Genomic DNA, 25,188 nt, shown 5'->3' on the forward strand with positions numbered 1-25,188 from the left:
GGCTGGTCGATGCTCTACCCGCTCCAAACGCTTTTGCATAACAACAAACGGCTCTACAGGTCCTCGCTGGCCTGATTCTTGAACTGCCAATAACAGATGCACTTAGCCTTTTAAGGAGTCACCCATGCGCACTCGTTCCATTGCCCTTCTCGGCCTGCTGGCCGCTGCCCTGAGCGCCACGCTGCACGCCGCCGACAGCAAACCTTCGTTTGTCAGCGGCGGCAGCTTCAATGTTTGCTCCGACCCCACCTTCCCGCCGCTGGAGTTCTTTGAGAAAACCGGCGACCGCGAGCCAAGCGGCTTCGATGCCGACCTGATCCGCGCCATGGCGAAAACCTGGGGCGTGCCGGCGCGCTTTATCGTCACCGAGTTCACCGGCCTGCTGCCGGGCCTGGAATCCAAACGCTGCGACGTGGTCATCAGCGGTGCATTGATCACGCCTGAGCGCACGCAAAAGCTCAATGCCGTGCCGTATCTGGCCAGCGCCACCATCGTGTTTGGCAGTGGCAAGGGCGACCTCACCCTGAGCAAGCTGGAAGACCTCTCCGGCAAAGTGGTGGCCGTGCAATCGGGCACGCGTTACGTGGCGATCATGGAAAAGCTCAACACTGAACTCAAAGCCGCCGGCAAACCGGCCGCCACGATTCAGACCTACCCCAAGGGCAGCGACGTGGCCCAGCAAGTGCTGGTCGGCCGCGCGAGCGCCGGCTTGTCGCAAGACACCGAACTGGCATACCGCGAACTGCAAACGCCGGGGCAATTCAAAACGCTCTATACCTTCCCCGAGAAGGATGTTTTCGGCGCGTATCTGGTGAAAGACGAAGCCAACACCAAAGCCGTGGCGGCGGCGATCAAGTCGCTGAAAGACGACGGCACGCTGAAGGCGCTCAGCGAGAAGTGGAAGCTCGATCCGGTGAATGTGGAAGGTGCGGGGGAGTAACGCCCAGCGCCATTTGGCCCCCCTCTCCCGCTTGCGGGAGAGGGGCTGATTGAGTTTGGTAGTAAACACGTGCGCCGATCCGTTAACGAAGCGCAGCTTCTCACCGCCTGAAAGGGGATACCCCCATGCAATTCGACGTCGCCGTCTTCTGGGACGCGCTGTTTTCCTACCCCTTCTTCAAGGGCGCGTGCATCACCTTGCTGCTTGCCCTGCTCGCCCATTCGGTCGGCATCGCCCTGTCCATTCCCGCCGCACTGGCGCTGGACGGCCCGCCCAATCCGCTGCGTATGTTGCTGCGCGGTGTACTCAGTGTGTTTCGCGGGGCGCCGACGCTGTTGCAGTTGCTGTTCGTGTGGAACGCGCTGCCGCAGTTTTTCCCGATTTTTCGCGAAACCTGGTTCACCCCGTTTTTCGCCGCCTGGATTGCCCTAAGCCTGAATGAAATGGCCTACCAGGCCGAAATCAACCGCGCCGCCTTGAAGGCGCTGGACAAAGGCCAGCACGCCGCTGGCCATGCGCTGGGCTTGTCGGGCTGGCAGATTTTCCGCTACGTCACGCTGCCGCAAGCGGCGCGTATCGCCATTCCGCCGACGGCGAACGAGTTCATCACGTTGCTGAAAATCACCTCGCTGGCCTCGGTGATTTCCCTGCAAGAGCTGATGGCCGTGACCTCGCAAACCGTGTCCACCACGTTCCAGTTTTCCGAGTACTACGCGGTGGCGTTGGTGTACTACCTGGTCATGGTTTACACCCTGACCTGGCTGCAAGGCCGCCTGGAGCGGCACTTGTCGTGGGATCAGGTCAGCCCCGCCGCGAAGAACGTCGGCCTGGTGCAACGCACCCTTGCGCGTATGCGCCGCATCTGAGGAATTGTGATGACCACCGAGATCATTCGGCTCGAGAACGTCGGCAAGCGCTACGACGATTTTCAGGTGTTGCAGAGCATCAACCTGTCCGTGCGCCAGGGCGAGAAAATTGTGATTTGCGGGCCATCAGGCTCGGGCAAGTCGACGCTGATTCGCTGCATCAACCGCCTTTCGCCCCACGACACCGGCACCATCACCGTGGAAAACCAGGACGTGGCCAGCAAACAAGGCAGCGCCAATGTGCGCCGCGAAGTGGGCATGGTGTTTCAGAACTTCAACCTGTTCCCCCATCTGACCGTGCTGGAAAACTGCACCCTGGCGCCGATGAAAGTGCGCGGCATTGCGCGCGCCCAGGCCGAGGAACAAGCGCTGCGTTACCTCAACCGCGTGCACATCGGCAGCCAGGCGCAGAAGAAGCCCGGCCAACTGTCCGGCGGCCAACAGCAACGCGTGGCCATTGCCCGGGCGCTGTGCATGAACCCGAAGGTGATGCTGTTCGACGAGCCCACTTCGGCGCTCGACCCGGAAATGGTCGGCGAGGTGTTGGACGTGATGACCGAGCTGGCGCTTGAAGGCATGACCATGCTGTGCGTGACCCACGAGATGGGTTTTGCCCGCAAGGTCGCCGACCGTGTGGTGTTTATGGACGCCGGGCAAATCGTCGAAACCGGCGCGCCGACCGAATTCTTCGAGCAGCCCAAGCACCCGCGCCTGCAAGCCTTTCTGTCGCAGATCAGCCATTGACGGCCCTGCTGCCCTCCTCGCCTCTAAGGACTGCCCGATGAGCACCTGCGGTGAATTTCTGCTGAAGCAACTGGACGCCTGGGGCGTGGACACCGTGTTCGGTATTCCCGGCGTGCACACGGTGGAGCTGTACCGCGGCTTGCCGGCCACGGCGCTGCGCCACATCACGCCGCGCCACGAACAAGGCGCGGGCTTTATGGCCGACGGTTACGCGCGGGTCACCGGTAAGCCTGGGGTGTGTTTCATCATCACCGGGCCGGGCATGACCAACATTCTCACCGCCATGGCGCAGGCCTATGGCGACTCGATTCCGATGCTGGTGATTTCCAGCGTCAACGAGCGTTCGCGCCTGGGCACTGGCAATGGCTACCTGCACGAACTGCCCGACCAGCGCGGGCTGACCGCTGGCGTTACCGCGTTCAGCCATACCGTGCTCAGCGTCGACGAATTGCCCGAGGTGCTGGCCCGCGCCTTCGCCGTGTTCGACAGCGAACGCCCGCGCCCGGTGCACATCGAGTTGCCGCTAGACATCATCACCGCCCCGGCAGCCCACCTGGCCATTCAGCCGCGCGAACGCTCAAGCCGACCCGCGCCTTCTGCCGAGCTGATTAAACAGGCCGCCGAGAAACTGCACGGCGCGAAACGGCCGCTGCTGTTGCTCGGCGGCGGCTGCCTGGAGGCGGCGGACGTTGCGTCGCAACTGGCCACCGTTCTGGATGCGCCGACCGCGCTCACCATCAATGCCAAAGGCTTATTGCCCGCTGAGCATTTGCTGCTGATCGGTAGCAACCAGTCACTGGTGCCCGTGCGCGAATTGGCCGCCGCTGCCGACGTGGTTCTGGCCATCGGCACGGAGCTGGGTGAAACCGATTACGACGTGGTATTCGACGGCGGCTTTGCCTTGCCTGGCGAGCTGATCCGCATCGACATCGGCGCCCAGCAATTGCAGCGCAACCATGCGCCGACGCTGGCGATTCAAAGCGATGCGCGCGCGGCCATAGTCGCCCTGCTGGCCGAGCTGCCGGGTCGCACGGGCGATGCCAGCAGCCCCGGCGCTCAACGTGCCGCCACCGTGCGCGCGCAATTGGCTGAAGGGTTTAGCGGCTGGGCGCATTACCGCGCGCTGTTCGCCACCGTGCTCGGCGTGTTGCCGCAGGCCCGGTTTGTCGGGGATTCCACGCAAACCGTGTACAGCGGCAATCACCTGGTCGACCTAAACACACCGCGCCGCTGGTTCAACTCCTCCACCGGCTACGGCACCCTCGGCTACGCCCTGCCCGCCGCCATCGGCGCAAAACTGGCCGAACCGCAGACGCCGGTCATTTGCCTGATCGGCGATGGCGGGCTGCAATTCAGCCTGCCGGAACTGGCCAGCGCGGTGGAGGCCAAGGTTGGCATCGTGATTCTGCTGTGGAACAACTATGGCTACGGCGAGATCAAGGGCTACATGGAACGCCGGGGTATTGAGCCGATTGGGGTGGATATTTACACGCCAGACTTTATTGCCATTGCCCGGGGGTTTGGGTGTGTGGCGGAGCGGGCAACCGATCTCCCTCACCTGACCGCGTTGCTGGCCAATGCGCCAAGTGATCGGCCACTGCTGATCGAGATTATCCAGGCGCCCCCGTTCGCTCCGTAAGTCTGGATCCCGAATCGTCGGACCGCCGCGTTCGGGAGGATGACGGAGGTTTTTAACGAGACCACCGTCATCCTCGCGAACGCGGGGATCCAGAATCTTGAATGGATCGAAAGCTTCGCCCGTACCGCGCGCCCCAAAAAAGAGCCACCTCATGAAAATTGTCACCCGCGACAAATGGTTCGAAGTCCGCCACTGCTACGACGGCATCAGCCTTATCCACGAGCCCTACATCCGCCCGTTCTACCGCTGCAACCTCTGGCACATTCAGGGTCGCGACAGAGACGTGCTGCTAGACAGCGGCTCCGGCCTGGTAAGCCTGCGCGAACAGCTGCCGTGGCTGACGGAAAAGCCGCTGATGGCCGTGGCCAGTCATTGCCATTTCGACCATATCGCCGGGCACCACGAATTCAGCGAGCGCCTGGTGCACCCGGCCGAGGCAGACATTCTTGGCCACCCCGACGGCGCCAATACCTTGAGCACGGCATTCGTGGGCGACGAGATGTTTGAAGCGCACCCGGACTGCCCGCTGTGCTACGCCGAGTACCAGGTGAAAGCGGCGCCGGCGACCGGGTTTGTCGAAGATGGCGATGTGCTGGACCTGGGCAACCGCGTGTTGCAGGTGCTGCACACGCCGGGTCATTCGCCGGGCGGCATCAGCCTGTGGGAAGCCAGCACCGAAACGCTGTTCAGCGGCGACATCATCTACGACGGCCCGCTGATCGAAGACACCTACCACTCCAACCTCGACGACTATGCCGCCAGCCTCGAACGCTTGCGGCGGCTGCCCGTGCGCACGGTGCATGGCGGGCATTTCGACAGTTTTTCCGGCGAGCATTTGCGCGGGATGATTGATGAGTGGTTCAAGGTGCACGGCTGAGTGGGAGATCAAAAACTCGCGGCTAAAGCCGCTCCCACAGGTTCGGCGCTGGCTGGTTGATGGGTGGTTCTGACGGCACAAGCAGAGCTTGGAGGTCAAAAACTCGCGGCTAAAGCCGCTCCTACGGGTTCGCGGCGGACTGTAGGAGCGGCTTTAGCCGCGATTCCTGGAAACGATTTTCTGCGCATAAAAAAACCGCAGCCTGGGCTGCGGTTTTTTTGCTGCTCACCCAGGCCTTAGTGGGCCAGCAGCGAGCCGCCTTTCTTGCCTGCCAGCTTCTCAGGCTTGATGAGGAAGCGTGCCAGCGCTGGCAACAGCCACAGCGCGCCGAACATGTTCCACAGCAGCATAAAGGTCAGCATCAGGCCCATGTCGGCTTGGAACTTGATGGCCGAGAAAATCCAGGTGCACACGCCGATGGCTAGGCACAAACCGGTGAACAGTACCGCTTTACCGGTGGATTTCAGGGTCTGGTAATAGGCTTCTTGCAGCGGCATACCGGCGCGCAGGAAGCTTTCCAGTCGGCTGTAGATATAGATGCCGTAGTCGACACCAATACCCACACCCAACGCGATCACCGGCAAGGTCGCGACCTTTACACCGATGCCCAAGAACGTCATCAGCGCGTTACCCAACACCGAGGTGAGGATCAGCGGCAGCACGATGCACAAGGTCGCCGCGAACGAGCGGAAGGTGATCAGGCACATGGTGGCCACGCAGATGTACACCAGGATCAAAATGGTGAACTCGGTTTCCTTGATCACTTCGTTGGTCGCCGCTTCGATACCGGCGTTACCGGCAGCGAGCAGGAACTGCAGGTTCTCGTTGTCGTGTTCCTTGGCAAAGGCTTTCACCGCGTTAACCGCACGGTCGAGGGTTTCGGCTTTGTGGTCGTTGAGAAACACCAGCACCGGAGCCAGCGAGCAGTCGTTGTTGAACAGGCCATCGGCGCGGGCGATGGAGTTGTTCAGCACGTCTTTGTTGCGCGACAGGGTTTCCCACTTCAGGTTGCCCTCGTTCATGCCCTTGATCATCTGCTTGGAGACGGTGACCAGGGAAATGGCCGATTGCACACCTTCGGTGTTGCTCATGGTCCACATCAGCTCATCGATGGGCTGCATGGTTTCGTGAATCGAGCAGCCTTCAGGTTTGCTCTTGACCATGACCACCAACACGTCCGAACTGGTCGAGTAGTTGTTGATGATGAAGGCGTTGTCCTGGTTGTAGCGCGAGTCCGGACGCAGCTCCGGCGCACCTTGGTCAAGGTCACCGATTTTCAAACCGTGGCCGTACCACAAGCCGCCGCCAAAGGCTGCCAATGCAATGACCACCGAAATCGGTGCGACCACCGGGTGAGCGAAGTTGGACAGCAGGCGCCAGAACGGGTGTTCGCGCACGGCGTCTTTCTTGCTGCGCTCGATGGCCTTTTTGCTGATGCCGACATACGAGATGGCAACCGGCAGCAGGATCAGGTTGGTGAACACGATCACGCCCACACCAATGGACGCGCCAATGGCCAGTTCGCGGATCACGCCGATGTCGATAATCAGCAGCGTGATAAAGCCCACGGCGTCAGCCAGAATCGCGATGGCGCCCGGCAGGAACAGTTGGCGGAAGGTCAGGCGCGCAGCGGTCAGCGGGCTATCGGCTTCACTCGATTGCAGGGCGATACCGTTGATTTTCTGTACGCCGTGGGAAATACCGATGGCGAAAATCAGGAACGGCACGAGCATCGAATAAGGGTCGAGACCGAACCCTACGGTGTGCATCAGGCCCAGTTGCCACACCACGGCAATCAAGGTGGTGAACAGCACGGCGATGGTGCTGCGAATGCAGCGGGTGAACCACATCAGCAAGACGAGGGTGATCAGGAACGCGATGGCAAAGAACGCCACCACCATCACCAGACCGTCGATAAGGTCACCGACTTTCTTGGCGAAACCGACGATGTGAATTTCCACATTCGGGTTTTGCGCTTCGTACTTGTCGCGAATCTTCGCTTCCAGTTCGTGGGAGAACTGGCGGTAGTCGAGTTTCAGCAGGGTGCCTTGGTCTTGCGGGTCTGGGTAGGACTCCAGCAACGGCACGTCGACGATACTCGACTTGAAGTTGTTCGCCACCAGGCGGCCGATCTGGCCCGACTTGAGCACGTTGTTGCGCAGCTCGTCGAGGCTGTCTGGCGAGCCGTCGTAGGTTTGCGGAATCACTTCGCCGCCGGCGAAGCCTTCTTCCGTCACTTCGGTCCAGCGAACGCTCGGGCTCCACAGCGACTTCAGACCAGAACGGTCGACGCCTGGAATGTAGAACACCTCGTCGTTCACCTGACGCAGGGTTTCCATGTATTCCTTGCTGAAGATGTCGCCGTCTTTGGCTTCCACCGAGATACGCACGGTGTTGCCCAGGTTGGCCAGATCATTGCGGTGCTCGAGCATCTTCTGAATGAACGGATGCTGCAGCGGAATCATCTTTTCGAAGCTGGTGGACGGGCGCACTTGCAAGGCTTGGTAGCACAGGAAGACGCTGACCAGCAGACAGATGAGGATCACTGTCGGCCGGTTGTTGAAGATCAGGCGCTCGAGAAAGGAGCCCTTATCCTGATGATGGTTGCTCATCGTACTCATACCTCAAAGCCACGGCTTATTGTTTTGGGCTAGCGTCTTCACCGGTGGGCGAAGTGACATGGACGCCACCTTGACCGACCAACACCAGATCACCTTTGTCATCAGCAGCGACGCTGGACAAGGACAAGCGATCCGGACGGTTGATCAGGCTGAAGGTCAGGCCGTTATCGGTGCTTTTCAGTACGCTGCCGCCGTGCCCGACGATGACCACAGAGCCATCTTTAAGCAGCGCTCCGCCGGACAAACCGAAGTCGAGTTTGCCGCGAGGCGACTTGACCTTGATAGGTGTCCAGGTGGTGCCGAAGTCGGTGGAGCGGAACAGGTTGCCGCGCAGGCCATAGGCCAGAAGCGTGCCGGGCTCATTGGTGCCGATCACACCAAACAGCGAACCTTCATACGGGCCCTCGAGGGTTTCCCAGGTTTCGCCGTCGTCGGCACTTCTAAACATGCTGCCCATTTCACCGACGGCAAACAGGCCCGAGCCTTTGACTTCGGTGATGGCATTGATGTGGTAACCGTCGGGGTTATCGAGACGGTCGCCGGCATCTTCCCAGTTCTTGCCGCCGTCGGTAGTGGCGAACAACGCGCCATACGCACCAACCGCAAAACCGGTGGAAGCATCTTTGAACCAGACGTCGAGGAACGGCGCGCCCTCCTCCCGTTCCTGGTCGCTGAATTGTTGGGTCCAAGTGGTGCCACCGTCTTCGGTAGCGAGGATCAGTGCGTCGTGACCAACCGCCCAACCGTGTTTGTCGTCACCGAACGCCACCGCTGTGAGCATCATCCGGGTTGGCACTTTGGCCTGCACCCAGGTTTTGCCTTCATCGTCGGAATACAGAATGTGGCCACGGTCACCCACAGCGACCAGGCGTTTGCCGGCGTTGTCGATGTCGAGCAACAGAGAGTCTGCAGCTTTGGCGGATGGGATTGAGTAGACGGTCGCCGAATCGTCGGTCGCCGCGTGCACATTGAGGGGTGCAACAAAACTCAGAACGGACAACACACTACACAGCGAAAGCACGTTAGCCAGCGGCGAGTGGAAGCGGAACGCTGGTGTGCGCAACTTCTTAGCCTCACCAGACTGGGTGCGCCGCATGACGGGCTCACTCATACACCTTTCCCCTTTATTGTTATGGGATATCAGCCTTTTTGCAGGCCGCCTATCCTATCCAGCTTTCGAAAGGTCTGACAATCAACGTGACGTTATGTTTTGTTAAGGCAAACCCGCGTGATTGACGCGTTATAGGCACCTCTGATGCATCGGAATAGATACCCCTGATGCACAAAAGCCGCTACGACTGTAGCGGCCTTTGCCGAACACTACACAACCTGAGTTGTGTTGCCTATGGTCTTGTAGGAACGAACCCTGAACTCTGTGGGAGCGACTTCAGTCGCGATGCTTTTTTACCTCAAGAGCATCGCGGCTGAAGCCGCTCCTACACCATCACGCTGTTAACGCGTACCGCGACGACGCAGAGCAGCGGGCTTGAAGTAGCCGTCGTCTGGAATCGGCTGGCTGAAGTCGATGGTGGTCGGCTCTTCGTTGTCCAGGTTCTGTACGTGGTAGCGACGGGCTTGCAGGTCGTGGAACACGTCCAGGGCAGTCCAGGTGGTTGGCAGTTCGTAGAAGTTTTTCAGGTATGCCAACGACACGCGCCACAGTTCGCCACGGCCGTCGTATTGGTCCACTTCTGCTGCTTGCCAGCTGTCCTCGTCGAGGAACAGTACGCGCTTGGAGTAGATGTGACGGGCGCCAGCTTTCAGCGTGCCTTCAACTACCCACACACGGTGCAGTTCATAACGGGTGTAAGCCGGGTTCAGGTGGCCTACTTTCAGCAGGTCGGCGTATTTCACGTCGGGGCTGCTGATTTTGTAGTTGTTGTACGGAATGTAGATTTCTTTCTTGCCGATCAGCTTCCAGTCGTAGCGGTCTGGCGAGCCGTTGAACATGTCGGTGTCGTCTGCAGTACGCAGGCCGTCAGCGGCAGCAATCGGGGTGTCGTAAGCCAGGTTCGGCGCGCGACGTACGCGACGCTGACCGGCGTTGTAGCCCCAGGCCTGACGCGGCTCTTTCACCTGATCCAAGGTCTCGTGTACCAGTACCGCGCCGCCAGCCAGGCGTGCCGGGCTCTTGGTGAAGGACAGGTAGTAGAACAGGATGTTGTTCAGGTTCGAGTAGTTACTTTTCGGATCGTAGAACCGGAACATCGCTTCTTGCTGCGAAGTCACCAGGGTGAAATCGCCATTGCGCTGCACGGCTACTTCCGAAGCGCGACGCACGATGTAGGTGCCGCGATAACGAGCAATGTGGTTCCACACCGCTTCAACGCCGTTCTGCGGAATCGGGAACGGAATGCCGCCGTATGCGTCGGCGAAACCGTTGCCGCCATCGAGCAGTTTGGCGGTGGTGGCGTTTTTCTGGGTGTTGTCATAGACCCACTGCGGCGCGGAGCCGGAGCGACGGGTCGGGTACACCGGCAACTGGTAGTCAGTTGGGTAGGCGTTGAACAAGGCGATCTGGCCTGGAGTCAGGTTGGCCTTGTACTGGTCCATGTTGGCTTTGGTGATGGTGAACAGCGGCTTGTCGTCAGCGAACGGATCGACATGGTGCTGGCCCGGGGTTTTGTAGCCAGCCGGTGCCTTGGTGATACCGCCAGTCCAAGCCGGAATGGTGCCTGCCGCGTTACCCGCTTTCTCGGCGCCGAACGGCGTCAGCGTAGTGCCCAGCTTGGCGGCTTCCGAAGACGAAACAGCGGCCAGCGCGCTACCGGCGGTAAACGCCAGTGCGATCGCTGCACTAATCAGCGTGTGCTTTTTCAGCATCTTAATTCTCCGTGGTCAATCATCGTCCGAGCGCCCGTAGGCGCCCGGCTTCTTATATAGAGGGTGTTAGAACGAGTACTTAACGTTGACGCCGATGTTGTCGCGGTCACGGCTGGCGTTGTTTTTGCCAGCACCCGAGAACTCGGTGTAGGCCAACTCGCCTTCCAGGCTGTTCAGGTAGCTGGCTTTAACGCCAAGGGTGTAAGCCTGACGGCCTTCGATGAAGTTACCGGTCTGGTAGGAGTTACCTTCGAAGTCGTTTTTGTAGACGACGTACGGGGAAACGTTCACGCCAGCGTATACGTCGTTCCAGGTACCTGAGAGCACAGTGGTGAAGCCGTATGCGTTTTTGTTGACCTGGTCGTCACGGTCAGCGCCGCTGATGTAGGAGCTGTTGCCGCGACCGGAGTAGTACTTAGTGTTGCCTTGGAAGTCGGTGTACTTCAGGTCGCTACCGCGCAGATGCTCGGACGCCAGTTCGAACACGCCGAACAGGGAATCGAAGCCGACCGAAGGACCGAAGTTATAGATAGTGCCCAGAGAGGTGTTGTAAGCCTCCACGCGCTCGACGTTGTGGATTTCGTTGCCCAGCCGAACATTCTGACCACCGATATTCACGGTGCTGCCGCTCGCCAACGGAGCGGCCTGGCGAAGCAGATCGCCCAGCAGGTCGTTGGTGGTAGCGATGCCGATAGGCAGGTTTGGCCGGTAAGCCAGCTCACCGAATACCGAAGCATTACCCACGGTGGTGTTGAAGCTGAAACCGTACATACGGATGTCTTCGGCGTACTCACGACGTGCGTTTACTTGGTTAGCCACATCAATAGTGGTCAAGCCACCGGCGGCCGTCAGGAAACTACCGAAACCAGCTGGACCGGCACACGCACCACCACCGCCATTCAAGGCACACAATGTCTGCGCAAGCCCAACCACGTTAACGCCCTGATAGTCACCCAGGTCTGCTGCAATGGTCGGCTCTTTGGAATGGTAGTTAACAAAGTAAGCGCCGAACTCAGTGGAGTTAAGCTCTTCAGCTATGTACTTGAAGTTGACGCCGTACTGGCCATCATTTTTTGCGTTTATGTCAGAGCCAATACGCGCAACCTGAATGTTGCCGTTAGCGTCGACGTTACGGCCGCCTGCCAGACCAGCGATTCCGGCCGCGCTCAAGCCAGGATAAAAGGTGCCTGCTGGAATCAGAGCCGGCTGATTGGAGTAAGCAATATTGCCGCCATCAGCAAACAGGTCGGTCTCGGAGAAGTAAGTACCAACCGGGTCGATCGCCGATTCTTTCCAGTTGAACTGGTAGAAAGTTTCCATCGACAGGTTGTCGGTCAGACCGATGTTGAAGCTCAGCGCTTCAACCGGGACCAGCACTTCCTTTAGCTCCGAACCTGGCAGGCGGAATTTCGCGGCGTCTACCGGGTTAGTGGTGTTTACGCCACCGCGGTAAAACAGGCCTTCGCCCCAATTGAATACTTGGTTACCCAGGCGAGCGGTTACAGGCAGATCCGCGACGTCCCAGTTGCCGTAAACGTAGGCATCAAGAAGCTGAGCATCACGACCAGCCTTGTGGCGAGTTTCGTAGGTAAAACTCGAGCTGTTCGGAGAAGTCTGGCTCGGCTGATTCGGATTGTTGTTGTCGTTGTAGTCGTTGCGCTTATCCATGATCTGCGTGTCATAGAAAGCAGTACCACGCACGAACACACCGTAGTTCTTGTAGGTCGCTTCCAGGTCGGAAGTGATTTTATACACCTCGGAAACCAGACCGGTGTCGAAGTTACGGTTGCCGTCGTTGGTGTTGATGTCGTCGTTGCCTTTGTCACGACCCTGTACGCGCCACAACTGGCCGTAAGACACGGTGGTGTCGATGGAACCGCTGACTTCATTGTCGGCAAAGCTGAATTCCACGGCCTGGGCTTGAACAGCCACCAGCAACGGCAGAAGACCGGCGAAGGCAAAGCCTGCCTTGGACGGCGCGAAACGCAACATAGGACTACGGGATTTGAATTCCATCGAGACTTTACTCCGTGGACAGATCGTTATTCTTATCGGCCCACGCTTAACAGCGAGCGGGCTCATGTACGCCGCTGTTTAGAGGCGGTCTTTTTAGTTGATTGGAAGATCCCCTTCCAACGCGTCTAGCACGCACCCCAGCGCATTGTCTGCACCATTGCGGGGCCAATTACAGTCGAGCAATGCAACCATGGTGCCAAACAAGCGTTTTAATTCAATTTAATGACGCCAAGGTTTTATGGTTTGTCAGCCGAGACGTGACTGATCATTCATTAACCAACTCACCTACTATTCAGGAAATAATTGCGCGGTTTGTCCTACGATGTGGCGCGGATAGCCACTCGCCTGGGTTCGGGCATTAATTCCTGGCCGCACAATCAGAAAACAGTCAAGGGCAAACCCCCAACCTATTAAGGGTTTTCTACTAAGCAGCGGGCGCGTTATTTCAGTAAGTAACAAAAAAGTGTTACCGGCACTTTGCCAGTAACACTTTTTGTTTTTCAGGAAAGGGATGAATCAAATCTTAAGCAAGGCTCTTGCTGACCACTTCATAGACGTCGGACGACAGCTCGCCAGAGGCGAGAATCCGCTCTAGCTCGGCCTTCATAAGCGCCTGACGGCCGGCATCGTATTTGCGCCAGCGGGTCAGCGGCGCCAATTGCCGCGAAGCGATCTGCGGATTGAAGCCATTCAGGGTGATGACCAGGTCCGCCAGGAAGCGGTAGCCCGAGCCATCGGCGCTGTGGAAGTTGATCAGGTTTTGCCCGGCGAACGCACCGATCAACGCACGTACCTTGTTGGGGTTTTTCAGGGTGAAGGCCGGGTGTTCCATCAGCGCTTTAACGCGCGCTAAACCGCCAGGCAGAGCGCTCGCCGCTTGCACGCTGAACCACTGATCCATCACCAACGGGTTGTCTTTGAAGTGTTCGGCAAACGCCGCCAACGCCTTGGCTTTCTCGGCCTCGAACGGCGAATTGACCAATACGGCCAGCGCGGTGAGGCGCTCGGTCATGTTGTCGCACGCCTCGTACTGCTCCAGGCACGCGGTGAGCACTTGCGGTTTGCCACTCAGCATTAAGTATGAGAGCGCGATGTTTTGCAGGCTGCGGCGGGCGAAATGCTCGGCTTGCGCCACGTACTCACTGTTACGCGAGACCTCGCGGTTCTGCTGATAACGCTGCCACAGCGGCTCGAACAAGGCCTCGGCCAGTTGCTGACGGGCGAATTCACGGGCGCTGTGAATGGCGTCGACGTCTGCCACTTCGCTGATTTCAGTGAGGTACGCCTCGCTTGGCAGCGACAGCATTTCGGCGACCATGGCCTGATCGAGGCTGGTATCGCTGAGCACGGTGCCCAGCGCAGTGATCAGACGCTGATCCAGCACCAGCGCTTCGCCGCGTTGATGCTGGCCGATCAGCTCTTGCAGCACTTGCACCGACAGCTGCTGGCCGGCCTCCCAACGGTTGAAGCCGTCGGCGTCGTGTTGCATGAGGAACATCAGTTGGTCGCGGTTGTATGGGAAGCTCAGCTTCACCGGCGCCGACAAGCCGCGCAGCAACGAGGGCAACGGCTGCTCGGTCACTTCCACAAAGGTGAAGCGCTGCTCGGCTTCGGTCACGGCAATAACCGTGGACTCGCCGCGCGGCCCGCTCTCACCTTGCAGCTTCAACGTCAGTGCCTGGCCCTGGGTGCCGAGCAAGCCCAGCTCAACGGGAATCACGAATGGCAGTTTTTCAGTCTGCCCCGGTGTTGGCGGGCAGCTTTGGCGGAAGATCAGGGTGTAGGTTTTCGCGTCGGCGTCATACGCCTCGCTCACCTGCAAACGCGGTGTGCCGGCTTGGCTGTACCAGCGTTTGAACTGGGTGAAGTCGGCACCGTTGGCGTCTTCCATGGCCTTGATAAAGTCGTCGCAGGTGACGGCCTGACCGTCGTGGCGCTCGAAGTACAGGTCGCTGCCTTTACGGAAACCCTCGTTGCCCAGCAGGGTGTGGAGCATGCGCACCACTTCCGAGCCCTTTTCGTACACGGTCAGGGTGTAGAAGTTGGAAATCTCGATAAAGCTGTCCGGGCGCACGGCGTGAGCCATGGGGCCGGCGTCTTCGGCGAATTGGTGGGTGCGTAGGTAGGCCACGTCCTCAATGCGTTTGACCGTGCGCGAATTCATGTCGGCCGAGAACTCGGCGTCGCGGTACACGGTGAAGCCCTCTTTAAGCGACAGCTGGAACCAGTCGCGGCAGGTGACGCGGTTGCCGGACCAGTTGTGGAAGTACTCGTGCGCCACCACGCCTTCAACGCGCTGGTGCGCGGCGTCGGTGGCGGTGTCGGCTTTGGCCAGCACGCAGCTGGAGTTGAAGATGTTCAGGCCCTTGTTTTCCATGGCGCCCATGTTGAAGTCGTTCACGGCGACGATCATGAAAATATCCAGATCGTATTCGCGGCCGTAGACCTCTTCATCCCAGCGCATGGATTTTTTCAGGCTGTCCATGGCGTGCTGGCATTTGTCGATGTTTTCCGGCTCGACATAAATGCGCAGCGCCACTTCGCGGTTGCTCATGGTGGTGAAGGTGTCTTCGATGCACCACAAATCGCCCGCTACCAGCGCGAACAAATAGGCGGGCTTCATAAACGGGTCTTCCCACGTCGCCCAATGGCGGCCGCCCTCGCCTTCTTCCGGGCCACTGGCAATCGGGTTGCCGTTGGAAAGCAGCACGGGGTATTTGTGCTGTTCGGCGCTGAGGGTCGTGGTGAACTTGCTCATCACGTCCGGGCGGTCGAGGTAGTAGGTGATTTTGCGGAAGCCTTCGGCCTCGCATTGGGTGCAGAACATGCCGCTGGATTTGTACAAGCCTTCCAGCGCGGTGTTGGTTTCCGGGTGAATGCGCACGCTGCTGTCGATGACGAAGCGCTCGCCGGCCGGTTGCAGGGTCAGGTGGCTGTCGCTGAGCTGGTAGTCGCCCGGCTCCAGGGTTTTGCCGTCCAGGCTCAGGGACAACAGTTCCAGCTCCTGGCCGTCCAGCACCAGCTGCGGCAGGCCTTCGCCACGCAGCGGGTTGCGGCGCATCACCAGCTGCGCGTGAACCAGAGTGTGGTCCTCGAACAACTCGAAAGTCAGATGGGTTTCGTCGATCAGGTAATCCGGCGCCTGATAGTCCTTCAGGTAAATCATCTTCGGTTGTTCGGTGCGCATGGCAGTTGCCCTTACGTTCAGGAATGCACGGCCAGTTGGTAGGCCGTGTATTTGCGGATATTGATAACGCCGGTATCGAACATCAGGTATTGGCCCTTGATGCCCAGCAGCGTGCCTTCGGCGATGGGGTCTTTATCCAGATTAAAGCGGGTTATCTTGGCCGGGTACGCCTCGATCGGATACGTGATCTCGATGGGCTCAACGTCGGTCAGCGCCTGAATCGCCTGCAAGCCAAAGCGCTGCTGCAAACCCAGCATCCCTTCGGCGCAGGCGGCGAATATCTGCTCGCGTACGGCTTTGAGTTCGACCGGCGCGGCGTGGCTTTTCAGCAAGGCGCGCCAGTTGGTTTTGTCGGCCACCTGGGTGCGCAGCAAGTCTTCGACAAAGCCCGATTGCTGGCGGGTGCTAACGCGCATGATCGGCAGCGCCTGGCTGGCGCCCTGGTCGAGCCAGCGGGTTGGCACTTGCGTCGCGCGGGTAATGCCCACTTTCACGCCCGACGAATTGGCCAGATAAACAATGTGATCGGTCATGCAGAACTGCGCCGCCCATTCCGGCTCGCGGCAGGTGCCGGCCTCATGGTGGCAACGCTCGGGGCTCATCATGCAGGTGTCGCACTGCGCCAGCTTGGTCATGCACGGGTAGCAATAACCCTGACTGAAGCTGGTTTTGGTTTTGCGGCCGCAATGGCTGCAATGAATCGCACCCAGATACTCCAACCGCACGGTCTTGCCGATCAGCGGGTTGACCGGAATTTCGTCGTCACCCAACCGAAACGCGTACTGCACCGGCGCGCCCAGGCGGGCGGCCATTTTGCTCAAGGCACCGCGACCCAATTCACTCAATGGATAGCGTCCGACTTAAACAGAATGTTCGGCACGGTTTTCGATTTCGAGCTGCATTCCTGCACGGCCATGTAACCGGTGCGCTGGTCTTCCGGCAGGTTTTGCAGTTCCCAGGCGATAACCGCCTGCATGCTCAGTTCTTTCTGTTCCTGGGTGAGCTTGCGCCCGTCCGACCACTTACCAATTTCCACCGCCAGCTTCAGGCTTTCGTAGATATCGGGGGTGATGTTTTCAATCATTTCAGCAAAGGACGACATATTCGCCTCCAAAAACAAAGTCGCAGTTTAACGACGACGGCGCGCCAGTGCACCGCCCAGCAGACCGGTGAGGCAGCCCATAACGAGACCGCCGACATGCGCGCCGTTGGCGATGGCGCCAATGCCGGCCACCTCGGTAATGCCGCTCATGCAGATGACCAGCCAGATCAGCATCATCACCACCACGCCTTTGGGTAAGTGGTAAGCACGATTTGGGGCCAGTAACTGGTAAATCCAACAGTGGCCAAGCAGGCCGTAGAGCACGCCGGACAGCCCGCCAAAAATCGACGGCCCCGCCCACCAGAACTGCACCGCGTTGGAGGCCAGGCCGAACAGCAGCGTCAGGCCCAGCAGCGCGATACCGCCTTGGTACGACTCAATGCGCCGCCCCAGCTCCCAGTACCACATGCCGTTCATAGCCAGATGCAAGATGCCGAAGTGAATGAAGATCGGCGTGATCAGCCGCCAGTATTGGCCGGCGGCCATGCTGTCTGACCAGGGCACAAAGGTGGCGTAGTCGCCGGAGACGTGAAAATCCATCCAGCTCAGCCAGCGGATGGCGTCGAAGTTGTCGCCCAGCAAGGTGATGCCTGCGACGATCAACGTCAGCACCATCATTAACGTGGTCAGCGGGCTCTGCCGCAGCTGCGCGACAAACCCGACCTTCACCGGCTTTTCCTGCTCCGGCACCTGCAACCGCTGCTCGGGATCGCCATCCGGATACTGCTGATACAACCCGCGCACATCCGCCGCCAACTGCTCGCCGGGCACCCACAGCACCTGCTCGCCCGACTCTTCGCTCACCCGGTGCGGCACCTGCAAGCGCTGCAACAGCTGAACGAAGCCGGCCAGATTGACGCTCACCGGCAGGCGCAACACTTCAACCGGGTTCATGGCGTTAGCACTCGATGCCGTGTCACTCAACGGGAACCTCCGGGCGCTCGACGTCTACCCAGGCGAATTTATTCGGATCGATGCGGGTTTCCTGGTCCATGCGATAGGCCACCAGCTTGCCGTACAGCACGGCGCTGTAATCGAGGCAGGCCAAGTTCGGCCGAATCGGCGCCGGCCGGCCTTTGCGCCAGTAGTGGCCGACAAACAGCGGCGGCTCTTTCGGGCCATAGCGCAGCAATTGGGTTTTCTCTTGCGGGGTTAGCGGCGTGCGCGCCACGTCTTCGGGCAAGGCGTCGGGCTGGAAGACGATATCGCCGTAGGTTTGCGGGTCTTCTTCCCAGAACTTGGTGCGAAAGAAGGCGCGGGTATAGCCGTCGCCGCTGGTGAGCGTCAGGCCATCGGGCAGGCGCATGTCCGTGCCACGCAGCAAGCGGCTGAAGACTTTATTGGCGAAGCTGCCCGGCACTGCCGAGGCCTGGATAAACGCTTCATCGACACGGCCGTCGGGGTGCTGAGCGCGCAGCGAGTCGATCAGGCCGGCGTCCCAGCAGGCGTGCACCACGCGAAAATGCCCGGCGTCGATAAACAGCGGCAGCTCGTAAAACCAGCGCTGGAATTCGCGCCATTCATGGGGATAGGCATCGAATTGCGCGAGGCTTTGGGTAATCAGGCGGGCGTTGCGTGGCGTGTGCTCGCGGACGAACTGGCGGCCGCTGCCGGGCGGCGCCGGCGTGCTCCAGCCGAGGGCATCAAATTCGTGGTTGCCCATGATGCACAGCGCCTGCCCGGCTTCGACCATGTCATGCACCATGTGCAGCGCCTCGCGAATACGCGGGCCACGGTCGACGATATCGCCCAGGAAAATTGCCATGCGCCGCGGGTGACGCCACACGCCGCCCTGGCGTTGGTAGCCGAGGCCGTCGAGCAGGCGCGCCAGGGTGTGCGCGCAACCATGCACGTCCCCAATCAAGTCATACCCGCGCGCCGCATCGAGTTCCATCAGTCGTTACCGCCCCCTAGGCGACTGCCCCACCCCAACTTGGTCCGGCAAACTTCGTAATAGTTGTGGTCCAGCGGATGAATCAGGCGCAGTTTCTGCGGCTTCTTGCTGACAATCAGCGTGTCGCCAGGGGCGCAGGTGAAATGGTTCTGCCCGTCGCACGACACTTGCGGATAAATCTGCATGTCTTTCGAGGCGACGATTTTCAGCTCACTGTTGCCGTCCACCACAATCGGGCGGCTCGACAAGGTGTGCGGGTACATCGGCACCACGACAATGGCGTCGAGCTTGGGATGCATGATCGGGCCGCCGGCCGACAAGGCGTACGCGGTAGAGCCAGTAGGCGTGGCGACGATCAGGCCGTCGGCCTTCTGGCTGCACACGAATTGGCCATCGATGTGCAGTTCGAACTCGATCATGCGCGTCGATTTGCCGGGGTGCAGCACCACATCGTTCAGTGCATCGCCCTGGCCAATCACTTCAGCGTGACGGCGCACTTCGGCTTGCAACAGGAAGCGGTTTTCCACCAGATACTGGCCGTCGAGCACTTCGGCGACTTTGCTTTCGAGTTCGTCGGGGCGAATGTCGGTAAGAAACCCGAGGCTGCCCCGGTTGATGCCCAGCACCGGCACATTGAACTGCGCCAGGGCGCGCGCGGCGCCAAGCATGCTGCCGTCACCGCCGACCACAATCACCAGATCGCAGGCTTCGCCCAGGCTTTTGCGCGATGAGGTTTGCAGGCCATGGCCAGGCAACACCTCGGCGATGGTGTCCTCAAGGATCACGTGCAACTGGCGCTCGATAAGCAGTTTTTTCAGGCGGCGGATGGTGTCCAGCACCTGCGAACTGCCCAAGCGGCCAATGATGCCGATATTGCGAAATTGCTCCATGAGGCTCCTGGCAGACGCTGGCAGAAAATGAAAAGACGCCCTCTATCCAGAGAGGTGAACGTAATTATGGGCGAAAGCTGCGGGCCAAACCAAGGCGCACTTCACCCCAGCGACCCGCTATGCTCGCAACATGACGCTTTTTCCCACGCTCACCGCCCTGCCCCAGCACCTGCACCAGCCCGCCGTGCGCGACCTGGCCTGGGTGCTGCTGTCGCCACCCCTATTGGACCCCGCGCATTGCCCGCAACGTCATCCGTTAACCGCCAGCACCTGGGCCGCGGCGCCTGAACAACTGGCCGACTGGCTGCAGCAACTCGACCGCGACCCTGCTGCGCTCACCGCTTGGCTCGCGCAGCACAGCATTCGGCGCTTAGGTTTGTACTACGAACGCCTCTGGCAATTTGCCCTGATGGCCGCGCCTGGCGTGCACTTGCTGGCCGCCAACCTGGCGATTCGCGAGGGCGGGCATACGCTGGGCGAGCTGGATTTGCTGCTGCAAGACGACGACGGCGTGCACCATCAGGAACTGGCCATCAAGCTCTACCTCGGCCCGCAACAGGGCGACGGCCGCAACGCCCACGAATGGCTCGGCCCCGGCAGCCAGGACCGCCTGGCACGCAAGCTCAGCCACCTGCAAGACCACCAACTGCCGCTGTCTGCCACGCCGCAAGCGCAAGCGGCACTGGCCGAGCTGGGCATTGCCAACGTGCAGCCGCAACTGTGGTTGGCCGGTTACCTCTTTTATCCCTGGCCTGGCCACAGCGAACCGCCAGCCGGCGCCTTGGCTGAGCATTTACGTGGGCGCTGGCTGCATCGCAAAGACTGGGCCGCGTTTGCGGCCGAGCGAGAAGGCGCAGGGCTGTGGCAGCCGATTCCTCGGCAAACCTGGCTGGCACCGGCGCGGGAACAGGCAGACACGGTGTGGACGGCTGAGCGGTTTGCGCAGTGGCTGGGGGAGCTGGAGGTGGACGCGCAGGCGCAGTTGTTGGTGCGGTTTGCGCGGGATGGAAGTGGGGATTGGCGGGAGGCGGAGCGGGTGTTTTTGGTGGGGGATGGGTGGCCGCGGTGGGGTGGGTGAAGGGGCTTGGTTCTCGTCGTTCGCCGAGGCATCACCGCTCGGCTCAAAATTCTGGATTCCCGCCTGCGCGGGAATGACGGATGTCTCTAATCAACTCACCGTCATCCTCGCGAACGCGGGGATCCAGAATCTCGGATGTGTCGGCGTTATGTGTAGAGAGCACCGTCATTCCCGCGAAGGCGGCGGTCCGACGATTCGGAATCCAGGCTCGTTCAGGCAACCTCGCTTCCCGACCGCATCTCGAACCCAAAAACAACCCTACCGACTCCGCTCCGTCCTCCCCCCCGACCGCGCCAAATACCCCGACCCGCTCTCACACAGCAACCCGTCACGCAACACCGCCGGCAACGCACCCAACCCGTCACGCAACGCATAAGCGTTAAACCCCAGCTGCGAGAGCAAAAACACCGCGCTGGCACTGCGCGTACCGCTGTCGCAGTAGCACAGGTAGGTGCGGGTTTTGTCCAGCAGCCGCGCTTTCAAGCGCAGCAGTTGCAGCGGCATGTTCAGCGATTCCAGGGCGTGGCCGCGTTCGTATTCTTCTTGCAGGCGCACGTCCAGCCACTGCGCACCGGCCGATAGCAGCCGCGCCGCTTCGCCGAACGACACCTCGTCGACAATCGGCGCTTTGAGCAGGGCGAAAAAATCCTGGCGGTCCAGGCGCAGCACCACGCCGTCTTCGAGCATGGTCACCGTGGCGTTGCGCGGCTGGTCGGCCAGCAGCGCTTCTTCGCCAAAGCAGGCGCCCTCTTCCAGTTCGGCCAGCACCTGTCTTTCACTGCCGGCGCTGCGCATCACTTCCGCGCGGCCGCTGTTGAGGAAAAAGCAGCAGTCACCGGTTTCGCCTTCGCTAAGCACGGTGCTGCCCGCTTTCAGTTCCAGGCGCTGCAAGCGGTCGAGCATGGCCCGTACGTTCGGCGGCGGCACTTTGGCGAACAGCGGGTTTTGCAGCAGACGCTCCAGCCATTCGACGTCACCGCCGCGTTGGCCCAGCTCCAGCAGCAAATCCTGATACGCCAGGCGCCATGTCAGCAGGCGCGTGAGGGTCGCGCTGTCGAGCACCAGAATGCTGATGTCGGTGAGCGCCCGTGCTTCGTGCAGGCGCGGCAGGTTGGGTGACACGGGATGGCAGCTGGCTTCGCTGCCGGCCTGCAAGCGCTGTTTGCGGCCGTCGGCGTCGGTCAGTATCAACTCGCCGGCCAGCAGGAAATACGTAACCCGCGCCTGGTCGCCCGCCCTGAACAACAGCTGCCCGGCCAGCATCGGCTGCGGCACCAGTTGGCTGCGCAATTCGCGCCACTGTTGCTCCGACAGCACGTTGAGCGGCGTCAGGCTGCGCAGTTGCTCAAGGTTCAGGGGTTCACTCATGGAAGGCGGCTACTCATGAAAGGGCTCGTGCAACGGGCGGGCAATGTTCACTTGCGTGGCGCGGCGGCCCTGCAAACCGCCGGGGTGGACGAACAGCAGGCGAGTGCCGCGCGCCACGTTACCGGCCGCCACGTGCAGGCGCAACGCCATTAGGGCCTTGCCGGTGTAAATCGCTTCCAACGGCAATTCGCCCTCGCGCTCAGTCTGGCTGATGAATGCCGTTAACGCTTCATCGACCTTAGCAAAGCCTGATCGACTCGCTTGCAGCACGTCGTACCCGTCACCTGCGTAACCAGCCTGTTCGAAGATGTGCCGAAGGTTCGCCTCCACACCATGCCCCGCCGGCACCGCCGACGCCCCGTACACGCGCCGCTGGCCTTGCTCGGCCAGAACCAGCCCAGCCAGGGTGGTGCCGGTGCCGACGGCCAGCCACCAGGCGTCGAAGTCATCCCAACCGATGCTCGCCAGCTGCGCCTGCACCATCTCGCGCAAGCCCATGCAACCCAGCGCGCCGGGCAAGCCGCCACCGCCTTCGGGGATCGGGTAGAAACCGGGATATTGGGCGAGCCACTGGTTCCAGAAGTCCGGCTGATGCCGTTGCCGATAGCCGCCGTAGCCAAGCCAGTGCAGCGACATGCCCCAGGCTTGAAGGTCGCGCACGGTGGGCGTGTCGAGCGCATCGCCGCGCAGCAGACCGATGGTGGGAAAGCCGAAACGTTGCCCCGCAGCCGCCAGCGCATGCAGGTGATTGGAGTGAGCGCCGCCCAGGCTGATGACCCCGCGCGCGCCAGCCGCCGCAGCCGCGCTGAGGTGGTGGCGCAACTTGAACCATTTGTTGCCGCTGATCAGCGGGTCGATTTCATCAAGGCGCAGCACCGCCACGTGCACGCCGGCTTCTTGCAGCCACGGCGTAACCAGGCGCTGGAGCGGCGCCTGGGGTGACCAAAGGGAAACGTCGAGGGACAAGGGTTAGCTGACAGTCCGCAAGCGGGCACCGGCTTTGTGGCGGGCGCAGCAGTTGGAGTCGCCGATAACAAAGCGGCTCGGCGTGTCGATGCGGTCCAGGGGAATGCCGCAGCGATCACCGTTCGGCAAGCTGGCGTCGCAGCTGGGTTTTTCGTAATGGGCCAGCCACTGGCGATACTGCGGCTCGGCGACAAAGCATTTGGCCGCCGCGTAGGCCATGGGGTTGTCTTGGTAGCGGGCGATGTCTTGCAGCGGAATGGTCAGGTGGCCGGCGCCCGGGTGATACACCACAAACACCACGCCGAGTTTCGACAGGCGCTCCAAAATCTGCTCGCCGCCCTGGCTGGCAAAGGCGTCGCGCTCTTTCTTCAGGCGCTCGACCTCTTCTTCCAATTGGGTGTCCAGCTCGTTGCGGTAGGCCAGCTCTACGTCACGAATGGCGATCTGCTCTTTGTACTCGACCACAGCGGAGGAAATTCGCGCTTGCAGCTCGCTGTCGAATTGCGCCCGCAGAATGTCCGCCTCGGCACGCCCGTGACGCTCGATGGCGCGCAGTTGCTCGGTCATTTCCTCGCGGTTTTTCTGAAAGGTGTCGGCCTGGGCAGCCAACTGCGATTTCAGGCTGACGTTCAATTCTTCTTGCTGGCGCAGCGCCTGATGCAGGCTCTGAATCTGCCCGAGCATGGTTTGCGTGTCTTGCGCGGCGGCGAGCTTGAGCTTGGCCAGCTCTTCTTCGTACTGCTGGGTTTGGCTGCTGATGCGCAGGCGCTGCTGCTTGATGAGCTGGGCGGTTTTGAGCCGGTGTTCCTGCTCGATTTTCTCCGCGACTTGATCGGCCGCTTCCTTGGCCGGATCCGGCGCGTGCCACTGATCTTCCGGGGCCAGTTGCAGACGCTCCGGGGCAACGCTCTGGCCGGAATCGTCTTCTACCAACAAGCCAAGCTGATTGCGCCGCACAGTATCGCGCAGCAACACCAGATCGTTCTGACCCGGCACCAGGTTGGGATCCCACAAATGCATTTGGTGCCACGACACCGGGCACTGGCTGCGGCAGGCCAAACGAATGGGGCCGGCGCCTAGGTCCGGGCCACGGCCGGAGCGTTCGGCCAGGTGACGCAGCGGAATGTTCCAGCCGCTGTCGGGCGAGCCGCGTTCGTCGAAGTCGAGGAAAAAAAACACCGCCGCGCGTACCAGCAAGCGCGGGTTGATCAGCACGTAGGCCACGCGCATTTGCTGGTCTCTGAACTCCGGCATGTTGACCACGCCGTCGAGCAAAGCCTCGAATTCGGGGTACAGCATTTCTTTGCAGATACCGCGTTCACTGAAGAACATTACGGCTTCAACCATTTGCGGCTTGATCTGCATGCTCATCAACGAACCCCTAACCCAGATACATGGCGACTTTCGCGCTTATGAATACGCTCAAATTTTTCTGCGCGCACGGCGAGAAAGTAGGCGTATTCCTACATTTGGCTCAAGTCTAGGGTAAAAAGTATCGACGGCAATGTGACTGGGTTGGCAGTCACCCATGCCGGGCGCCTGGTGAGCAGGCGCTGACATGAAAGTGTGACGGAATCGGTACAAGCGGTCAGGTTTGCGGTATTAAGCCGAGGCTTTGGCCTTGGCCAGGAACGGCGCCAGGCGTTTGCCCATCTCATCACCCAGCGCTTGCAGGCCGCTCATGGGGCGAACCATGACTTCGAAGTCGACGATTTTGCCGTCCTCGTTGAAACGCACCATGTCGATGCCCTTGAGCTGACGCTCGCCGACCGTGGCGCTGAACTCCAGCACCACATTCAGGCCGTCGGCGCTGACCAGCTCGCGGTGGTATTCGAAGTTCTCGAACACCTGAATCACGGTATTCAGAATCACATTGACCATCTGCGCGCCCTCGTACGGTTTGTAGGCCATGGGCGAACGAAACACCGCCTTGGCATCCAGCAACTCGGGCAGCGCCTTGAGGCTTTTGCTGGCGATCATGTGGTGCCACTGCTCGAGGGCAGCAGTGACGGCGGGATTGGAACTTAGGGCGGAAGTGGTCATGGCAACTCCTTTTTTGTTTTCGGGGAATACACACCTCCTGTAGGACCGGCCGGGCGGCGATCCGCTTTAGCCGCGATGCCTTTAAAACAATCAAAAGCATCGCGGCTAAAGCCGCTCCCACAGAAACAGCAGAA

Annotated in this window: 20 protein-coding genes; 6 read left to right on the plus strand and 14 right to left on the minus strand. The window is 60.5% G+C overall.

Going from position 1 to position 25,188, the window contains the following annotated elements:
* The first annotated feature begins 124 nt into the window (after positions 1-124).
* From ACZZ0Q_RS14420 to ACZZ0Q_RS14440, 5 genes are all read left to right on the plus strand, one after another.
* On the plus strand, positions 125-940 hold the full coding sequence (locus ACZZ0Q_RS14420) for a transporter substrate-binding domain-containing protein (RefSeq protein ID WP_463560697.1): 816 nt from the start codon (positions 125-127) through the stop codon (positions 938-940).
* Positions 941-1,065: 125 nt separating this feature from the next.
* Entirely contained in the window at positions 1,066-1,806 is a 741-nt protein-coding gene (locus ACZZ0Q_RS14425; protein WP_463541824.1) for an amino acid ABC transporter permease, read from the plus strand.
* Between the two features lie 9 nt (positions 1,807-1,815).
* On the plus strand, positions 1,816-2,550 hold the full coding sequence (locus ACZZ0Q_RS14430) for an amino acid ABC transporter ATP-binding protein (RefSeq protein WP_463541823.1): 735 nt from the start codon (positions 1,816-1,818) through the stop codon (positions 2,548-2,550).
* 37 nt (positions 2,551-2,587) lie between these two features.
* On the plus strand, positions 2,588-4,189 hold the full coding sequence (locus ACZZ0Q_RS14435; protein WP_463541822.1) for a 5-guanidino-2-oxopentanoate decarboxylase: 1,602 nt from the start codon (positions 2,588-2,590) through the stop codon (positions 4,187-4,189).
* Between the two features lie 151 nt (positions 4,190-4,340).
* Positions 4,341-5,066, plus strand: a complete 726-nt coding sequence (locus ACZZ0Q_RS14440; RefSeq protein WP_463541821.1) for an MBL fold metallo-hydrolase — start codon at positions 4,341-4,343, stop codon at positions 5,064-5,066.
* 236 nt (positions 5,067-5,302) lie between these two features.
* Here ACZZ0Q_RS14440 and ACZZ0Q_RS14445 read toward each other — a convergent pair whose 3' ends face one another.
* From ACZZ0Q_RS14445 to ACZZ0Q_RS14490, 10 genes are all read right to left on the minus strand, one after another.
* Positions 5,303-7,687 (minus strand): efflux RND transporter permease subunit, encoded by a 2,385-nt coding sequence (locus ACZZ0Q_RS14445; protein WP_163016702.1) that lies wholly within the window; start codon positions 7,685-7,687, stop codon positions 5,303-5,305.
* A 16-nt stretch (positions 7,688-7,703) separates the two neighbouring features.
* Positions 7,704-8,798 carry a WD40/YVTN/BNR-like repeat-containing protein gene (locus tag ACZZ0Q_RS14450; protein ID WP_463541820.1) on the minus strand — a complete coding sequence of 365 codons (1,095 nt, stop codon included), beginning with the start codon at positions 8,796-8,798 and terminating at the stop codon, positions 7,704-7,706.
* A gap of 341 nt (positions 8,799-9,139) precedes the next feature.
* Complete coding sequence (locus tag ACZZ0Q_RS14455) at positions 9,140-10,510, minus strand: DUF1329 domain-containing protein (protein ID WP_463541819.1); 1,371 nt, start codon at positions 10,508-10,510, stop codon at positions 9,140-9,142.
* Positions 10,511-10,576: 66 nt separating this feature from the next.
* Positions 10,577-12,526: a DUF1302 domain-containing protein gene (locus ACZZ0Q_RS14460; RefSeq protein ID WP_463541818.1), complete on the minus strand. Its 1,950-nt coding sequence runs from the start codon at positions 12,524-12,526 to the stop codon at positions 10,577-10,579.
* 523 nt (positions 12,527-13,049) lie between these two features.
* On the minus strand, positions 13,050-15,713 hold the full coding sequence (gene pepN, locus ACZZ0Q_RS14465; protein WP_463541817.1) for an aminopeptidase N: 2,664 nt from the start codon (positions 15,711-15,713) through the stop codon (positions 13,050-13,052).
* 17 nt (positions 15,714-15,730) lie between these two features.
* The gene (locus ACZZ0Q_RS14470) at positions 15,731-16,558 is read right to left on the minus strand and encodes a DUF2797 domain-containing protein (RefSeq protein ID WP_463541816.1); all 828 of its coding nucleotides are present in this window, start codon (positions 16,556-16,558) and stop codon (positions 15,731-15,733) included.
* The gene (locus ACZZ0Q_RS14475; RefSeq protein WP_122451247.1) at positions 16,555-16,815 is read right to left on the minus strand and encodes a DUF1315 family protein; all 261 of its coding nucleotides are present in this window, start codon (positions 16,813-16,815) and stop codon (positions 16,555-16,557) included. The genes ACZZ0Q_RS14470 and ACZZ0Q_RS14475 overlap by 4 nt, the downstream gene beginning before the upstream one ends.
* A 27-nt stretch (positions 16,816-16,842) precedes the next feature.
* Entirely contained in the window at positions 16,843-17,709 is an 867-nt protein-coding gene (locus ACZZ0Q_RS14480) for a rhomboid family intramembrane serine protease (protein ID WP_463542325.1), read from the minus strand.
* A 22-nt stretch (positions 17,710-17,731) separates the two neighbouring features.
* The gene (locus tag ACZZ0Q_RS14485) at positions 17,732-18,709 is read right to left on the minus strand and encodes a metallophosphoesterase (protein WP_463541815.1); all 978 of its coding nucleotides are present in this window, start codon (positions 18,707-18,709) and stop codon (positions 17,732-17,734) included.
* Positions 18,709-19,599, minus strand: coding sequence for an NAD(+) kinase (locus ACZZ0Q_RS14490; protein ID WP_122451244.1), 891 nt, complete (start codon positions 19,597-19,599; stop codon positions 18,709-18,711). Before ACZZ0Q_RS14490 ends, ACZZ0Q_RS14485 begins: the two co-directional genes overlap by 1 nt.
* Before the next feature lie 130 nt (positions 19,600-19,729).
* On the opposite strand from ACZZ0Q_RS14490, the gene ACZZ0Q_RS14495 reads away from it, so the two are divergent.
* Positions 19,730-20,677 (plus strand): DUF1853 family protein, encoded by a 948-nt coding sequence (locus ACZZ0Q_RS14495; RefSeq protein WP_463560699.1) that lies wholly within the window; start codon positions 19,730-19,732, stop codon positions 20,675-20,677.
* 258 nt (positions 20,678-20,935) lie between these two features.
* Here ACZZ0Q_RS14495 and ACZZ0Q_RS14500 read toward each other — a convergent pair whose 3' ends face one another.
* From ACZZ0Q_RS14500 to ACZZ0Q_RS14515, 4 genes are all read right to left on the minus strand, one after another.
* Positions 20,936-22,045 carry a cyclic nucleotide-binding domain-containing protein gene (locus tag ACZZ0Q_RS14500; RefSeq protein ID WP_463560700.1) on the minus strand — a complete coding sequence of 370 codons (1,110 nt, stop codon included), beginning with the start codon at positions 22,043-22,045 and terminating at the stop codon, positions 20,936-20,938.
* Between the two features lie 9 nt (positions 22,046-22,054).
* A complete protein-coding gene (locus tag ACZZ0Q_RS14505; protein WP_463541813.1) occupies positions 22,055-23,011 on the minus strand; it encodes a 1-aminocyclopropane-1-carboxylate deaminase/D-cysteine desulfhydrase in 957 nt (318 codons plus the stop codon).
* Positions 23,012-23,014: 3 nt separating this feature from the next.
* Entirely contained in the window at positions 23,015-24,382 is a 1,368-nt protein-coding gene (locus ACZZ0Q_RS14510) for a chromosome partitioning protein ParA (RefSeq protein WP_463560702.1), read from the minus strand.
* A gap of 231 nt (positions 24,383-24,613) precedes the next feature.
* Positions 24,614-25,054: a nuclear transport factor 2 family protein gene (locus tag ACZZ0Q_RS14515; RefSeq protein WP_463541812.1), complete on the minus strand. Its 441-nt coding sequence runs from the start codon at positions 25,052-25,054 to the stop codon at positions 24,614-24,616.
* Between the last annotated feature and the right edge of the window lie 134 nt (positions 25,055-25,188).

Source organism: Pseudomonas sp. AC070 (assembly GCF_979258635.1).

Coding starts and splice junctions, on each gene's coding strand:
- ACZZ0Q_RS14425 (WP_463541824.1), top strand. CDS start 1,066: ATGCAATTCGACGTCGCCGTCTTCTGGGACGCGCTGTTTTCCTACCCC.
- ACZZ0Q_RS14450 (WP_463541820.1), bottom strand. CDS start 8,798: ATGAGTGAGCCCGTCATGCGGCGCACCCAGTCTGGTGAGGCTAAGAAG.
- ACZZ0Q_RS14485 (WP_463541815.1), bottom strand. CDS start 18,709: ATGGAACTCGATGCGGCGCGCGGGTATGACTTGATTGGGGACGTGCAT.
- ACZZ0Q_RS14500 (WP_463560700.1), bottom strand. CDS start 22,045: ATGAGTGAACCCCTGAACCTTGAGCAACTGCGCAGCCTGACGCCGCTC.
- ACZZ0Q_RS14430 (WP_463541823.1), top strand. CDS start 1,816: ATGACCACCGAGATCATTCGGCTCGAGAACGTCGGCAAGCGCTACGAC.
- ACZZ0Q_RS14480 (WP_463542325.1), bottom strand. CDS start 17,709: ATGAACCCGGTTGAAGTGTTGCGCCTGCCGGTGAGCGTCAATCTGGCC.
- ACZZ0Q_RS14435 (WP_463541822.1), top strand. CDS start 2,588: ATGAGCACCTGCGGTGAATTTCTGCTGAAGCAACTGGACGCCTGGGGC.
- ACZZ0Q_RS14445 (WP_163016702.1), bottom strand. CDS start 7,687: ATGAGTACGATGAGCAACCATCATCAGGATAAGGGCTCCTTTCTCGAG.
- ACZZ0Q_RS14420 (WP_463560697.1), top strand. CDS start 125: ATGCGCACTCGTTCCATTGCCCTTCTCGGCCTGCTGGCCGCTGCCCTG.
- ACZZ0Q_RS14440 (WP_463541821.1), top strand. CDS start 4,341: ATGAAAATTGTCACCCGCGACAAATGGTTCGAAGTCCGCCACTGCTAC.
- ACZZ0Q_RS14455 (WP_463541819.1), bottom strand. CDS start 10,510: ATGCTGAAAAAGCACACGCTGATTAGTGCAGCGATCGCACTGGCGTTT.
- ACZZ0Q_RS14510 (WP_463560702.1), bottom strand. CDS start 24,382: ATGAGCATGCAGATCAAGCCGCAAATGGTTGAAGCCGTAATGTTCTTC.
- ACZZ0Q_RS14460 (WP_463541818.1), bottom strand. CDS start 12,526: ATGGAATTCAAATCCCGTAGTCCTATGTTGCGTTTCGCGCCGTCCAAG.
- ACZZ0Q_RS14490 (WP_122451244.1), bottom strand. CDS start 19,599: ATGGAGCAATTTCGCAATATCGGCATCATTGGCCGCTTGGGCAGTTCG.
- ACZZ0Q_RS14475 (WP_122451247.1), bottom strand. CDS start 16,815: ATGTCGTCCTTTGCTGAAATGATTGAAAACATCACCCCCGATATCTAC.
- ACZZ0Q_RS14495 (WP_463560699.1), top strand. CDS start 19,730: ATGACGCTTTTTCCCACGCTCACCGCCCTGCCCCAGCACCTGCACCAG.
- pepN (WP_463541817.1), bottom strand. CDS start 15,713: ATGCGCACCGAACAACCGAAGATGATTTACCTGAAGGACTATCAGGCG.
- ACZZ0Q_RS14515 (WP_463541812.1), bottom strand. CDS start 25,054: ATGACCACTTCCGCCCTAAGTTCCAATCCCGCCGTCACTGCTGCCCTC.